We start from the raw sequence: 13,387 nt of genomic DNA, 5'->3' as shown, positions 1-13,387 counted from the left end.
CGCAAAAGCCGGCGCGCGGCGACAACTCAGTCCAGCTTCACCGCGAAGCCGCGCTGCACGCCGGGTCTCGCGAACAGGGTGTCGTACCAGCGCCGCACGTTCGGATAGGTGGCCAGATCCACCTTGTGCCGTTCATGCCGCCATGCCCAGCCGAGAATCGCGAAATCGGCCACCGAGAGTTCGCCTGCCACGAACTCCGTCTGCGCGAGACGCCGGTCGAGCACGCCGTACAGACGATGCGTTTCGTCCGAATAGCGCTTCAACCCGTAGTCGCGGTCCGCGGCCGATTCGAGCGCGGCGAAGTGATGCACCTGGCCGGGTATCGGTCCGAAACCGCCCATTTGCCACATCAGCCATTCGAGCACCGGCACCCGCTCGCGCAGCGTGGCCGGCAGGAATTTGCCCGTCTTTTCAGCGAGATACAACAGCACCGCGCCGGATTCGAACACGCTGATCGGCTGGCCGTCCGGCCCGTCGGTATCGACGATCGCCGGTATCTTGTTGTTCGGGCTGATTTGCAGAAACTCGGGTTGGAACTGCTCACCCTGGCCGATGTTGACCGGCTTGACCGTGTACGGCAGCCCCATTTCTTCGAGCGCGACGCTGACCTTGCGGCCGTTCGGCGTGCCCCATGCGTAGAGCGTGATTGTCATGTGGATGTGAGTGGATGGGCGAGTCGCTCAGGTGAGCGGGAAGTCGATGTATTTCTTGAAGCCCGAGCGCGTTGCAATGCGTGAATACCAGCGCTCCAGATTCGGCAGTGGCGCGCGCTCGACGCCTTCGAGCCCGAACCAGCGTTTCGCGTAAGCGCCGATCACGATGTCGGCCAGCGTGAACTTCTCGCCTTCGAGGAAGAAGCGGGCTTGCAAGTGCGTGTCCACGAGACGCCATAGCGAGGTGACCGCGGTGATGTCGGCGGCGAGTTTGGCCGTGTCGCGCTCGGCCTCGGGTGTGCGCACCAGACTCCAGAACACCGGACGCTCCGCCGGTTGCAGCGTGGAGAGCGACCAGTCGAGCCAGCGGTCGACGCTCGCGCGAAGCTTCGGCTCGGCCGGATAGAGGAGGCTCGATTCGCCGTATTGCAGCGCGAGGTAGCGCAGGATCGAGTTCGATTCCCACAGCACGAAGTCGTCGTCGACCAGCGTGGGAATCTTGCCGGTCGGGTTCATCGACAGATAGTCGGGTTCGTTGTTGCGGCCGAATTGCAGGCCCGCGTCGATGCGTTCGTATGGCAGCACCAGTTCGTCGCAACACCACAAAAGCTTCTGGACGTTGACCGAGTTGGTGCGTCCCCAGATCGTAATCATCCGGTAAATCCTTTTTTCTTTACTTCCCAAAGGAAGTCCCCATGGGGCTGTTGGCAAGCCGTGCCGGTTGCGCGGCGTTCAACCGGTAACGATACACGATGCACGAGACCGTTGCGTACAATGAGCGCACCCGAATACGACGAGGCACCGCATGGCCCGCATTGTTCCCGACGACTGGAAGAGCCTCGCCGCCACCGGCGCGGCGGCCCGCGAACGCGAAACCCTCGCGCGCCTCGAAACGGCGCTGCCCGACGACTACACGGTCTATCACGGCGTGCATTGGACGCGGCTGAACCAGAACTTCTCCGTATTCGGCGAGGCGGATTTCGTGATCGTGAGTCCCGCCGGGCGTCTGATGATCGTCGAGCAGAAAACCGGGTTCCTGCGCGAAACGCCGAAGGGACTGGTCAAGGTCCATCTTCAGACCGAACGCAATGTGGCGATCGCGCTTGCGCACACCGTCGAGGGGCTGCACCGGCGCTTTACCGCGGCGTTCGGCGCGGGCACGTATTTCATCGAAGAATTGCTGTATTGCCCGGACCATGTCGTCAAGGATGCGGCGATCGCCGGCGTGAATCCCGCGCGCATTGTCGACGCGACGCGCAAGGACCGGCTCGCCGCGATCATCCGCGAAGCGTTGCCGGCGGACGAGCCGCGCCTTGCCAGCGCGCCGAAGATCCACCATTTTCTCGCCGACGAACTGTCGCTCACGCCCGACACGAGCGCGCTGGTCGGCCAGGCCGGCACGCTCGTCACACGGCTCGCGGGCGGCCTCGCGACATGGGCGCGGCGGCTCGATTTTTCGCCGTTCCGGCTGCGCGTGATCGGCACGGCCGGCTCGGGCAAGACGCAACTGGCGGTGCAGGTGATGAAGGACGCGGTGGCGCGCGGCCAGCGTCCGTTGTATGTGTGTTTCAACCGGCCGCTCGCGGATCACATCGCGCGGGTCGCGCCGCCCGAAGCGAAGGTCGCGAACTATCACCAGTTGTGCGACTGGATCGCACGGCACGCGGGCCGCGAGCCGGATTTCCAGTCGGGCGACGTCTTCAACCAGCTCGAAACGATCTTCGCGGAAACGCCGATCGACGCGCACTGGCAATTCGACGTATTGATCGTCGACGAAGGACAGGATTTTCAGCAGCCGTGGGTGGCCGCGCTCGAGCGTTTGTTGCGGCCGGGCGCTGCGTGGTGGTGGCTCGAAGATCCGCTGCAGAATCTGTATATGCGCGAGCCGGTCACGCTGCCCGGCTGGACCACGTTGACGGAAACCACCAACTACCGCAGCCCGCGCGACATTCTCGATTACGTGCGCGACGTGGTGGGCGGCTCGGTGCCGGTCGCGGCGGCGCTTGCGTCGGGCAGTCCATTCGACGGCTCCGATATTTCCCTTTCCGTCTACGACGACGCGAATCCGGTTGAAGGCAGCATCGACGCGACCAAGCGCGCGATCACCCAGGCGTTGTCGCTCGGCTTTCGCAAGCAGGACATCGCGGTGCTGTCGTTTCGCGGTCGCGAAGGCTCGGCGATGACCGCGCAGGACCACCTCGGGCCGCATCGGTTGCGCAGTTTCACCGGCAAGTACGATCTGTTCGGTAATCCTGAGTATCGCGAAGGGGACGTGTTGTTCGAATCGATCTATCGCTTCAAGGGGCAAGCGGCGCCGTGCGTGATTCTCACGGAAGTCGACTTCGAGACTTTCGACGAGCGTACTGCGCGCAAGCTGTTCGTCGGCGCCACGCGCGCGACGATGAAGCTGATCATTGTGGCGTCGCAGCGCGCCGCGCGGCATTTGCATCTGCGCGACGCCAAAGAGGACATTAAAGCGGACATCAAAGCGGCGTAGGCCGGCGCACGGGTGTCGCGCCGTTCACGTTCACGTCCACGCGCGCGCACTTACCAGCATGCCGGTTTGCGTGCGCGCGTCCCACCAGATCACGCGCAGCAGCGGCGCCTGTTGTGCGATCAGCAGCGCCTGCACCGGATCGCTTTCGACAAAATGCGTGACGCCGCCGCGCAACGCCGCGCTCGCCTTATGCGCGGCCGCGCCGGCGGCGCTTTCGTCGTGCGTGTCCGGTGTGCGCATCACGAGATGCATATGGTCGAAGCCGTGCCGTTCGAGCCACGCTTCGGTGCGCGCGCGGTCGAGCTCCGGCCGGCCGGTGATGATCGTAAGAACCCGCTTTAGATCGATGCCGGGCAGCACGTCGAACGGCAGCAGCGCATCGCGTTCGGCGAGCGCGGCGGCGAGATCTTCGTCGTAACGCGCGAGCGGCACGTCGGGCAGCAGAATGCCGTCGAGGTCGATCGCGTAGGTCGCGTATTCGTGATCTTCGGCCATCGCGGGCGCGGCGCCTGCTTCGACGCGTTCCCAGTCGTCGCGATAACGCTGCGTGTAGGCCTGGCGTTCCCACGGGAACAACGCGAAGTAGCCGCGCGCGTCGATGGCGTAGTCGGGTTGCGTGCGGCTCAGATCGTCGACCGCGCCGGTCAGCGTGCGCACCTCGAGACCTTGCTGCTGCAGGAACGCGATGCAATCGGTCAGCGTATAACCGCGCCCCGCGATGTCTTCGCACAGCAGCACGTTTGAACCCGCAGGCGGGACCGGCAGCGTCGAATCCCAGGCCACCGTGCGGTTCTGGCGGTCGTAGCGCAGAAACGCAACCGGCGTGCCGACGGCGTGCGACACCATCAATGCAAGCGGCGCACCGCCGCGCAGAATGCCGATTGCCATCGTGAAGCGCTCGGCCAGCAATGCCGGTTGCAGCGACTCGATCCACTGGTCGAGCTGTTCGTAAGTCAGGGGCAAAACCGGCTTGTTCATGACTGTCAGGACGTCGCGTTGCGTGCGTGAGGCGGGTGTCCCGGCAACGGAAAGCGGCGCGTGGCGCGGCAGAGCGGCCGGCCCCCGTTTGTGGAACTCAGAAATTTGGCGATATTATGCATGCGGTTCAGAGATCGCGCGTCGGGAATACGCGCGTCGCCGCGCGCGGGGAAGCAGGGCCGTGCAGGGAAACCAGTTACGCGATGTTGCGTGAAAGCGCCGGCAAAAAACAGATGACGGAATAACAAAACAGATGACCAACATGACCGCAGTGGTAGTGGGCAGCGAGAGGCGCGGGCAACGCAGCATCGGGAGCGCGATGAAAAGTGTGTTCCGAAGCGCATGGTTTGCGATGAGCGCGATCTTCGTGCTGGCCGCATGGAGCGCGCAGGCGCAGTCGGCGTTGACGCTCGACGTCAAAGGCAAGATCAGCAAGACCACCGACGCGTCTCACCAGCTCTACCACTTCAGCGAGGCGCAATTGCTCGCACTGCCGGTGCATTCGATCACGACCGCGACCACCTGGACGCCGCGCTCGACCTTCACAGGACCGCTGCTGGCAGATATCCTGAAGGCCGTCGGCGCGCACGGCCGCGAGGTCGAGATCCATACGCTCGACGACTACACCTACACGGTTCCGGTATCCGACTGCGATCGCTACGGCGTGATCGTGGCCTACAGCATGAACGGTCGGCGCCTGAAGATCAGCGACTTCGGGCCGTTGTTTCTCATCTATCCGCGCGACGCGTTCCCTGACGAACTGGTGGGCGCCTCGAGCGATTCGAAATTCGTATGGCAGATCAAGGCCCTCATCGTCAAATAGTGCGCCACCCGTGGCGTCGCGTTCTGTATGTGCTGATCTGGTTGACTGCGCTCGCCGCGCCGGTCGGCGCGATCGGCTATCTGCTCTACGCCAACCTGCTCAATCCGCGCGCCACCGAACAGTTGACGGGCACGTATGACGGCTTCTATTGGGACGCCGCGCAATTGCAGATCGCCTACGCGCGTTTCGAGAACCAGTTGCTGCTGTATCAGTCGGGTGTCGACGACGACTACGCGCGTCTGACGCTGCGCTTCCAGTTGCTGCAATCCAAGCTGAACGTGATGGCCGGCTCGACGCGCCGGCTGACCGCGCAGTTCACGCTGCTGCAGCGGCAACTCGACGAACTCGATTCGCTCGACCATCTGCTGGACGGTATCTCGCCCGAGGTCGACGCGTTGCCGAAGAACCCGCAAGGCGCCCGTCAGATCGGCGAGCAGTTGCGCCAGCACTGGGCTGAAGTCAACGATCTTGCATTGAGCCGCCGTTTTGCCGATGTCGCCGATCGCGAAGCGATGAACCGCGATTTCATCGACAAGCGCCGCATCCTGTTCGCCGGCGGTTTATTGCTGCTGTTGCTGTCGGCCGCCGCGACCACGCTGCTCGTGTTCAACGGCCGGCGCCGCATGCGCCTGATGCGTCAGCAGCACGCGGCGCTGGAGGCGGAGCATCAGGCGAGCCGCGCGGCGCGCGAGGCGAGTCTCGCGAAGGACGCGTTTCTCGGCATGATCAGCCACGAACTGCGCACGCCGTTGCATGCGATCGTGTCGTCGATCGAATTGCTGGGATTCAACTTTCACACCGAGGCCGATCGCAAGGTGATTCAGCGGCTCGACACCGCGGCGCGGCATCTGGAAGCGCAGATGAAAGACCTCACCGACTACGCGCGGCTCGGCGCCGGCAAACTCGAATTGCGTCACGAGCATTTCGAGCCGCGCGAGCTGCTCGCGTCGATCGTCGACGAACACACGATGTCGGCGGCGGCGCGCGGTCTGGTGCTCGAGAGCGAGGTGAGCGGCTTGAACGGCAAGGTGGATTCCGATCCGCACCGTATCCGGCAGATCGTCAACAACCTCGTCACCAACGCGATCCGTTATACGGAAACCGGCACGGTGCGCGTGCAGTTGAAGCAGCGGCCGGCGCTGCTGGTGTTCGTCGTCAGCGATACCGGGCCGGGTGTGCCGCGCGGCCAGATTCCGCTGATCTTCCAGGAGTTCACGCAGCTCGATTCGTCGCGCACGCGGCGTTTCGAGGGCGCGGGAATGGGCCTCGCGATCGTGCAGGGGCTCGTCAAACTGTTCGGCGGCACGGTCGACGTCGCGAGCAAGGTGGGCGAGGGCACGACCTTCACGGTGACGATTCCGGTCACATCGGTCGCGACCGCCGAGCCGCCCGATGTGGCAGCCGCGCGCGCCGAGTCAGGCGGCGCGCGCCCGTGCGTGCTGATCGTCGACGACAACCCGCTGATTCGCGAATCGCTCAGCGAAATGGTCGAGCATATGAGTTTCGACGCGCACGCGGTCTCGAATGTCGACGATGCGCTCGCCTGGCTTCAGGTGCGGCGTTGCGACGTGGTGCTGCTGGATTTGCACATGCCGGAGCGCGACGGTTACACGTTTCTCGCGGACTTCGCCACGCAGGGAGGCCCATCGGCCAGTGTGCCGGTGATCCTGGTCAGCGCTTATGCGCCGGAAGCGGAAAGCGCAAGCGAGGCCGGGACGCAGCCGTTCTTCGAAGCGTTATCAAAGCCGGTACATTACGAGGAGTTGCGCAACGCGTTGCAGCGGGCGTTGGCTTCGCGGCATTGAGCGGATGCCGGCGTCACGGAATGTGACGTGGGATGTTGGGCGGAGGTGGGCGTCGGACCGAGCACGCACCTTCAACTACACGCCGGCTTTCTAGGGCTCGCGCTTGACAGCCTGTTCAACAGCCCTGATCAGGGCCGGTTCAGCCGCTTGGACAGATCGGCGACCAGGATCGCCATGCGCGCGGGCTTTTCATAGCACGCGACGTCGTAATTGCGGATCACCTGGCTGATCTCCGATTCGCTGGCTTTACCGGTCAGCAATTCGCCGGTCAGCACGAAGATCGGCGCATCCGGATTTTCCGACGCGCGCACTGTGCGAATCGCCGCCGCCGAAGTTTGCGAGCCGAACAGCCAGTCGATCACGACACCGTCGAACACCTGACTTTGCAACTGTTCGGCGAATGCGGCGAGGCCGTAGATTGCCACCGCTGCAAAACCGCTGCGCTCCAGGTAGTCACGCAGGTTATCGGCGGAGGCGCGATCGTCGTCGACTACCGCGATGGTCGGCTTGTCGGTTTCGGCGCGGCGCGGATAGATCTCGATCTTGTGGACTTCATACGCGTTCTGATAAAGCGCGCCGTCGTGACGCGCCACGCGCCATTGGCCAAGCTTGGAATACGCGACGAATTCCGGGCGGCTGCCCGGTTCGAGCGCGGCGCCGACCCATGCGGTGCATGCCAGTTCGAGCGCGCCCACGCTGAACACGGCTTCCTGGGCAACCGCGCCGACCATGCCGGGATCGAGCGACTGCGCGCCGAATAGTTGTGCGGCCGGTTCGCTGAATACTTCGGCGACCTTCTTGATCTGCGACAGGGTCCACGGGCTGTTGCCGCGCAGTTTGCGGTGCCCCTGGGAAAAACTCAGATCGAGGATTCGGCACAGTTCGGTGGTTTGCTGGCGTTTGCCGATGCCATGCCGGCTCATCAACTCGCGCACGCGCTCGGCAACGGCGATGGAGTCAGGTGAGTTCGTTTCGTTCGCCATACTGCGTGAAAATCCACCTTTTTCTGAAATAGGTTTAAAGGGCCGCGATACAAGGCTGCCCCCGCGGGGGACAGCCAATGTACCGTAAAAAGTATCGCGGTTTGTGTTTTTGTGTGACCGCCGCGCAGCCTGTCCGTGCAATGAAAAACTCGCTGATACGCGCTTTTTGTGATGCGTTTTGCATCAAGTTCATTTTACCGATTAAACGGCGTGCGGCTGGAAAATATTGCGATAGACGCAAGCGAGGCGCTCAATGCCCCATGTTTATTGGGGCGGCATTTTCGCGAGTTAGGTCGACGTATTCTTCATACCTTTGAAAATCCGCTCTGCCACTTTGCCGGGAAAGCGTTCGGGTAATTCGGCGGAGACCTGCTCGATTACCGCGGGCGTGCGCTTGATCGGCCGCTGGCGGCGCGGCTTGTGCCGGCACCGGCTGGGTCTTGTCGAGCACCTGCAATTGCAGCCCGTAGGTGAGCGAGGGTGAGGGCGGCGGCGTCTGTTTCCAGCGCAGAAATGCGGCTCTGACTCACACCGAGCCGAGCCGCGGCTTCGGCCTGAGTGAGACCGGTTTGCCGCCGGGCCGCTAGCAGCAGTTGGGCCATCTGGTCCGGCGTGGCGAGGAGATGGGGCATGGCGAAATATCTGTCTGGCGAATAAAAGCCAAATATTTGTGAGGCGAATAATTTTGCGCGCAGGTGCGATGGGAGTGCAGGATGTAGGGACGCGCCGCGCAGCCTGCTGTAAAGACCTCCACCAACCGACACCATGACCGAACCGACCTTACGTCACGCCGACGTTCCGTACTACACGCAATGGGGCAGCCCCGAATGGGTGCGCGAAATCGTCGAACAGCAGCGCGACCCTTGCGACGATCCCGACTGGCAGCGCAGCGGTTTCACCGATCCCGAGCGCTACCGTTTCTGGGCCAAGCGTCTGTGCGGCCTGACTTGTCTCGAATCCGCACTCGACTACTGGCGCATCGCGCACGCGCCGCGCTCGGCGCTTCTCGACGACGCATTGCGGCACGGCGCATACCGGCTGCGTGACGACGGTGGTGTCGACGGTTTGATCTATCGGCCATTCGCCGTTTGGGTGAACGAAGCATTCGGTCTTCAGGTGGACGTGCTGCCGCAGGCGCCGCTCGAAGAGATCGCGGCGCGCATCGACAGCGAGACGCTCGCGATCGTGTCGGTGAGTCCCGAGATCCGCTATCCGGAGCGGGCTAACCCGAGTCAGGGCGGTCATCTGATCCTGCTGCATGGGCGCGATCCCGCGGGTGTCTGGTTCCACAACCCGTCAGGCATTGCGCCGCATCAGGCGGATGTCTATCTGCCGTTCGTGACGATGGCGCGTTTTTTTGCGGGACGAGGTATGACGCTCACACGGGCCGCGCATGGGCGATGATCAGGCCCGTTTTCTGCTAAAGAGTTTCATATCGACCTCCGCACTATGGGAATTCAACATGAAACGAACCTACGCCCTGTTTGCCTCCAGTCTTGTTGCGCTGAGCGCGCTCAGCGCCGTCACCGCGGCGAACGCGGCCTCCGAAGAAGAGCAGTCCAAGGCCTGTCGCGGCGATGCGATGCATTTCTGCTCGTCTGAAATTCCGAACAAGGAAAAAATCACCGCATGCATGAAGCAGCACGTGAACGAGCTGAGTCCGGGTTGCCGTGCGATGTTCAAGGGCGGCAAGAAGGGCGACGCGAAAGCCGATTCGCAGTGAGCGCGGTCTGAGCGCTCGTCAACGAACGCGATCCGCCGACCTGCGGTTTTCTGGTGCGTTAAATTCGACGCAACCCGATGAACCACCCCTCGCAAGGAGTTGAACAATAAGCCTATGACTCGTCCGACCACGCAGATTTTCGACGCCGCCGCCACTGCGCGCCTGATTCCGTATGCAACGCTCGTCGACGCGTTGAAGCGCGCAAGCATCGATTACGCAGAGAAGCGCATCGTGAGCCCCGAGCGGCTCGTCGTGCCGCTCAACGCGGGCGGCATCATGCTGTCGATGCCGGCCACGGCGCCCGATCTGGCGATCCACAAGCTGGTCAACGTGTGCGCGAGCAACGGTCCGCGCGGGCTGCCGACGATCCACGGCCAGGTGATGGCATTCGACGCCGATACCGGCGAAACCCTTTTCATCCTCGACGGCCCGACCGTCACAGGGCGCCGCACGGCGGCGATGTCGATGCTTGGCATCCGCACCTTCGCGGCAAGCGCGCCGCGCGAATTCCTGCTGATCGGCACCGGCACGCAGGCCGCGAATCATCTGGAAGCGATCGGCGAACTGTATCCGGACGCGCGCGTGTGGGTGAAGGGCAGTGCGCCCGAGCGCGCCGAAGCGTTCTGCGCCGCGCATCGCGACAAAGCGCGCGATCTGCGGCCGCTAGAACAGGGGGCGCAGTCCGGCGCGAATCTGCCCGCATCGATCGACGTGGTGATCGCGCTCACCACCAGCAAGCAGGCCGTCTATGACGAAGCCGCGCGCGCGGGCCGGCTTGTGATCGGCGTCGGCGCGTTCACGCCGCAGATGGTTGAAATCGGCGCCCGCACGCTCGCCGGCAGCGCGCTTTTCGTCGACGACGAAGCCGGCGCAACGCACGAAGCCGGCGACTTCATCCAGGCGGGCGTGGACTGGGCGAAGGTCGGCGCAATCGCTGCGGTGCTGAAAAATGCCGCATCTTTACCACGCGAGCAACCGATTGTTTTCAAAAGCGTCGGTTGTGCCGCGTGGGATCTGGCGGCCTGCCGCGTCGCGCGCGAGGCCTTGTCCGGCGGCTGATCGCGGGCGTCGGCGAAGGTGGACGGCGGCGTCTTGCAACGGCCCGTGTTGGCATCTTGCGCCAACCTGAGGCACATGTTGCCGTGCAAACAATCTCAAAACGTTGCACCATAGGCGTTTGCCAGAAAAAAGTGCCGGTCAGCCGGCGCTTACGCTGTTTTCTGCCCTTGGCCCTCCGCCTATTCATCACGACGCCGCGACCGCGCTATGACGACCCAACACGCTTCTGCCACTCCCGACCTGCCGCTCGACATGATCATTTTCGGCGGCACCGGCGACCTGTCGTTCCGCAAGCTGCTGCCCGCGCTTTACATGGCGCACCTGCACTGCAATCTGCCGCCGGACACCCGCATTCTCACGATTGGCCGCAAGCCGTGGTCGCGTGAGGAGTACATCAACGAATTCATGGAGCTGAAGGCCAAGCCGTTCATCGAAAAGAAAGCGTTCGACGCCGCCGCGTGGGACAAATTTCTCGCGCTGTTCGAGTACGTGCGGATGGACGTCGATTCGGTCGACGACTACCAGCGCCTGAAAGAGGTGTCGCGCCCGAACGTGCGGCGCGTGTTCTATCTCGCGACGTCGCCGGATCTGTTCACGAATATCTGCGACAACCTGTCGGCAGCCGGGCTCGTCGACGAGAACTCCCGCGTCGTGCTCGAAAAACCGCTGGGCCACGATCTGGCCTCGGCGCAGGAAATCAACACGGCGGTCGGCAAGCATTTCAGCGAAGCGCAGATCTACAGAATCGACCATTACCTCGGCAAGGAAACGGTGCAGAACCTGATGGTGCTGCGCTTCGGCAATCCGATTTTCGGGCCGCTGTGGCAGGCGCCGTACATCAAGAGCGTGCAGATCACGGTGGCCGAGACGGTCGGCGTGGGCACCCGCGCAGGTTTCTACGACAAGACCGGCGCGTTGCGCGACATGGTGCAGAACCACCTGCTGCAACTGCTGTGCATCGTCGCGATGGAGCCGCCGGTGTCGCTCGATCCGGATGCGGTGCGTGACGAAAAACTCAAGGTGCTGCGTTCGCTGCGGCCGATGACGCCTGAGGACATCGCGCGCGATACCGTGCGCGGCCAGTACACCGCGGGCGCGGTGAGCGGCGAGGCGGTGAAGGGCTATCTCGAGGAAGAGAACGTGCCGACGAACAGCCGCGCCGAGACCTTCGTCGCATTGCGCGCGCATATCAACAACTGGCGCTGGGCCAATGTGCCGTTCTTCCTGCGTACCGGCAAGCGGATGCAGAAGAAGGTGTCGGAGATCGTTATCGAGTTTTCCGATCTGCCGTTCTCGATTATTCCGAGCGGTGGGCGCAATTACGGCAACCGTCTCGTGATCCAGTTGCAGCCGGAAGAGTCGATCCAGTTGCAGGTGCTCGCGAAGGAGCCGGGTAGCGGCATGCACATGTTGCCGGTGAACCTGAATCTGGACTTGCAGCAGGCGTTCACCGAGCGTCGCGCGGAAGCGTACGAGCGCTTGCTGATCGATGTGGTGCGCGGACGCCTCACGCACTTCATGCGCCGCGACGAACTCGAAGCCGCATGGGCATGGGCCGAACCGATTCTGGAAGGCTGGGCCAAGTCGGGCGACCGGCCGCGCGGTTATTCGGCGGGCACGTTCGGGCCGGCCGCTTCCACCGCGCTGATGGCGCGTGAAAACGCGGTGTGGGCGGAAGAGTCGCAATGATCCGGTGATCATGTATCGACGCTTCGGAAATCGAGGCGTTCTGTAAAAAGCGGCCCGCGGATGCGGGCCGCTTGCGTTTACGGCGACGAATTCGCTGATTCCTGGTTGACTGACTTTCGGCGAGAGCGCTTTCTGAGGGAGCGCGTTTCGACATAACAAAACGCGACAAAACTGCACTGAACTCGACGGTCCCGCGTTAGTGGATACGCTATCGTCTGGACACACTATCGGAAAGGAGAGGCGACAAGTTTCTATTTTAAAAATAAGTATATCTAATTAATATTTGTCAAATTTGACGCGTGTCAGATTCGAGTCTCTTTAATCAAACCGGTACTCGCCATGCTAAAGACTGCATTTAAGTGCGTAGCTTTGCCCGTAGCCCTGATAGCCACAGCAATTTCTCTTGCTGCTTGTGGTGGCGGTGGCAATAAAAATGATCTGGGCGATCGTCTGGGTATCAGCAATCCATCTGTGCGTTTCGTCAACGCGGCGCCGAACACGTCGTTGAGCCTTTATCGGAATGGCTCGAATAATGGGCTTAACGAGAACAACGTTGCATACAGCGGCATCACGAAGTTTTCCGATTTCGACGCCAACTTGTCCACGTTCTCGGTTCGCAACAGTAGCAATGTGGAGGTTGGTACCGCAGGCAGTATCAACGGCGCCACAGCGCATCGCTATCTGACGGTCGCATTGCCGAATATCGCAGCCGGAGCAGCGCCCGGTGCGATCAATCTGTCAGTGCTCGACGATCCCTACAATCGTAGGGCATCGGTGGTACCCACGGTGCGCTTCGTCAATGCAGTGCCTGGTGCTGCCGCTTTCGATATTTACGTGACGAAACCGGGAGACCCGATCGGCAATCCGTCCGCCCCGAATTTTGCCTATCAGTCTTTCTGGCCGGCGTCGGGTAACGACTCGCAGAAACTGGACGATGTAAACGGCAAATTCCGCGTGCGCATTACGGCAGCCGGCAACCCGGGAACGATTCTGTTCGACTCGCAGGAAATCGATCTCGATGCAAACGCGGATGAAGTGATTGCGATACTACCGACGCAGCCTGCGTCGGTAGCGTTGCCGGGTCCATTCAAGCGAGGCGATCTGAAACTCAGGCTTGACGACGGCAATCAACGTAACCACGCGAGCTTCGACGTGGTCGATCACCCGTAGCAGAAAT

The 13,387-nt window shown here is 62.6% G+C and carries 13 protein-coding genes; 8 read left to right on the top strand and 5 right to left on the bottom strand.

Annotated features, from left to right (window positions below; translation table 11 throughout):
* Positions 1-26 precede the first annotated feature (26 nt).
* Together PQQ51_RS10200 and PQQ51_RS10195 are read right to left on the bottom strand one after the other, a co-directional pair.
* Positions 27-653, bottom strand: coding sequence for a glutathione S-transferase family protein (locus tag PQQ51_RS10200; RefSeq protein ID WP_408496647.1), 627 nt, complete (start codon positions 651-653; stop codon positions 27-29).
* Between the two features lie 27 nt (positions 654-680).
* Complete coding sequence (locus PQQ51_RS10195) at positions 681-1,307, bottom strand: glutathione S-transferase family protein (RefSeq protein WP_408496646.1); 627 nt, start codon at positions 1,305-1,307, stop codon at positions 681-683.
* Between the two features lie 151 nt (positions 1,308-1,458).
* On the opposite strand from PQQ51_RS10195, the gene PQQ51_RS10190 reads away from it, so the two are divergent.
* On the top strand, positions 1,459-3,150 hold the full coding sequence (locus tag PQQ51_RS10190; RefSeq protein WP_408496645.1) for an ATP-binding domain-containing protein: 1,692 nt from the start codon (positions 1,459-1,461) through the stop codon (positions 3,148-3,150).
* Positions 3,151-3,180: 30 nt separating this feature from the next.
* On the opposite strand, the gene PQQ51_RS10185 is transcribed toward PQQ51_RS10190, so the two are convergent.
* Positions 3,181-4,128, bottom strand: coding sequence for a phosphoribosyltransferase (locus tag PQQ51_RS10185; protein ID WP_408496644.1), 948 nt, complete (start codon positions 4,126-4,128; stop codon positions 3,181-3,183).
* Positions 4,129-4,480: 352 nt separating this feature from the next.
* Here PQQ51_RS10185 and PQQ51_RS10180 point away from each other — a divergent pair, with 352 nt between their 5' ends.
* Positions 4,481-4,951: a putative pterin-binding protein gene (locus tag PQQ51_RS10180; protein ID WP_408496745.1), complete on the top strand. Its 471-nt coding sequence runs from the start codon at positions 4,481-4,483 to the stop codon at positions 4,949-4,951.
* Positions 4,921-6,756 (top strand): hybrid sensor histidine kinase/response regulator, encoded by a 1,836-nt coding sequence (locus tag PQQ51_RS10175; RefSeq protein WP_408496643.1) that lies wholly within the window; start codon positions 4,921-4,923, stop codon positions 6,754-6,756. The genes PQQ51_RS10180 and PQQ51_RS10175 overlap by 31 nt, the downstream gene beginning before the upstream one ends.
* Before the next feature lie 128 nt (positions 6,757-6,884).
* On the opposite strand, the gene PQQ51_RS10170 is transcribed toward PQQ51_RS10175, so the two are convergent.
* Positions 6,885-7,739, bottom strand: a complete 855-nt coding sequence (locus PQQ51_RS10170) for a helix-turn-helix domain-containing protein (protein ID WP_408496642.1) — start codon at positions 7,737-7,739, stop codon at positions 6,885-6,887.
* 377 nt (positions 7,740-8,116) lie between these two features.
* On the bottom strand, positions 8,117-8,341 hold the full coding sequence (gene relB / locus PQQ51_RS10165) for a type II toxin-antitoxin system RelB family anti-toxin (protein WP_408496744.1): 225 nt from the start codon (positions 8,339-8,341) through the stop codon (positions 8,117-8,119).
* A 163-nt stretch (positions 8,342-8,504) separates the two neighbouring features.
* Between relB and PQQ51_RS10160 the strand changes: the two genes are divergently transcribed.
* The 5 genes from PQQ51_RS10160 (at position 8,505) to PQQ51_RS10140 (ending at position 13,380) form a co-directional block, all read left to right on the top strand.
* Positions 8,505-9,143, top strand: a complete 639-nt coding sequence (locus PQQ51_RS10160; RefSeq protein ID WP_408496641.1) for a C39 family peptidase — start codon at positions 8,505-8,507, stop codon at positions 9,141-9,143.
* Between the two features lie 58 nt (positions 9,144-9,201).
* Positions 9,202-9,462: a hypothetical protein gene (locus PQQ51_RS10155; RefSeq protein WP_408496743.1), complete on the top strand. Its 261-nt coding sequence runs from the start codon at positions 9,202-9,204 to the stop codon at positions 9,460-9,462.
* Between the two features lie 114 nt (positions 9,463-9,576).
* Positions 9,577-10,521, top strand: a complete 945-nt coding sequence (gene lhpI, locus PQQ51_RS10150; protein WP_408496640.1) for a bifunctional Delta(1)-pyrroline-2-carboxylate/Delta(1)-piperideine-2-carboxylate reductase — start codon at positions 9,577-9,579, stop codon at positions 10,519-10,521.
* A 207-nt stretch (positions 10,522-10,728) separates the two neighbouring features.
* Positions 10,729-12,210: a glucose-6-phosphate dehydrogenase gene (gene zwf, locus PQQ51_RS10145; protein ID WP_408496639.1), complete on the top strand. Its 1,482-nt coding sequence runs from the start codon at positions 10,729-10,731 to the stop codon at positions 12,208-12,210.
* 339 nt (positions 12,211-12,549) lie between these two features.
* The gene (locus PQQ51_RS10140; RefSeq protein WP_408496638.1) at positions 12,550-13,380 is read left to right on the top strand and encodes a DUF4397 domain-containing protein; all 831 of its coding nucleotides are present in this window, start codon (positions 12,550-12,552) and stop codon (positions 13,378-13,380) included.
* The last annotated feature ends 7 nt before the right edge of the window (positions 13,381-13,387 follow it).

The organism is Paraburkholderia xenovorans (genome assembly GCF_046030735.1).
GTDB classification, from domain to species: domain Bacteria; phylum Pseudomonadota; class Gammaproteobacteria; order Burkholderiales; family Burkholderiaceae; genus Paraburkholderia; species Paraburkholderia xenovorans_A.
The sequence above is the reverse complement of the archived record's forward strand: the minus strand, read 5'-3'. Positions and strand labels throughout refer to the sequence as shown.

What these genes read in the sequence shown, in the direction of transcription:
- PQQ51_RS10200 (WP_408496647.1), bottom strand. Translation starts at nt 653, where the DNA reads ATGACAATCACGCTCTACGCATGGGGCACGCCGAACGGCCGCAAGGTC.
- PQQ51_RS10195 (WP_408496646.1), bottom strand. Translation starts at nt 1,307, where the DNA reads ATGATTACGATCTGGGGACGCACCAACTCGGTCAACGTCCAGAAGCTT.
- PQQ51_RS10190 (WP_408496645.1), top strand. Translation starts at nt 1,459, where the DNA reads ATGGCCCGCATTGTTCCCGACGACTGGAAGAGCCTCGCCGCCACCGGC.
- PQQ51_RS10185 (WP_408496644.1), bottom strand. Translation starts at nt 4,128, where the DNA reads ATGAACAAGCCGGTTTTGCCCCTGACTTACGAACAGCTCGACCAGTGG.
- PQQ51_RS10180 (WP_408496745.1), top strand. Translation starts at nt 4,481, where the DNA reads ATGAGCGCGATCTTCGTGCTGGCCGCATGGAGCGCGCAGGCGCAGTCG.
- PQQ51_RS10175 (WP_408496643.1), top strand. Translation starts at nt 4,921, where the DNA reads ATGGCAGATCAAGGCCCTCATCGTCAAATAGTGCGCCACCCGTGGCGT.
- PQQ51_RS10170 (WP_408496642.1), bottom strand. Translation starts at nt 7,739, where the DNA reads ATGGCGAACGAAACGAACTCACCTGACTCCATCGCCGTTGCCGAGCGC.
- relB (WP_408496744.1), bottom strand. Translation starts at nt 8,341, where the DNA reads ATGGCCCAACTGCTGCTAGCGGCCCGGCGGCAAACCGGTCTCACTCAG.
- PQQ51_RS10160 (WP_408496641.1), top strand. Translation starts at nt 8,505, where the DNA reads ATGACCGAACCGACCTTACGTCACGCCGACGTTCCGTACTACACGCAA.
- PQQ51_RS10155 (WP_408496743.1), top strand. Translation starts at nt 9,202, where the DNA reads ATGAAACGAACCTACGCCCTGTTTGCCTCCAGTCTTGTTGCGCTGAGC.
- lhpI (WP_408496640.1), top strand. Translation starts at nt 9,577, where the DNA reads ATGACTCGTCCGACCACGCAGATTTTCGACGCCGCCGCCACTGCGCGC.
- zwf (WP_408496639.1), top strand. Translation starts at nt 10,729, where the DNA reads ATGACGACCCAACACGCTTCTGCCACTCCCGACCTGCCGCTCGACATG.
- PQQ51_RS10140 (WP_408496638.1), top strand. Translation starts at nt 12,550, where the DNA reads ATGCTAAAGACTGCATTTAAGTGCGTAGCTTTGCCCGTAGCCCTGATA.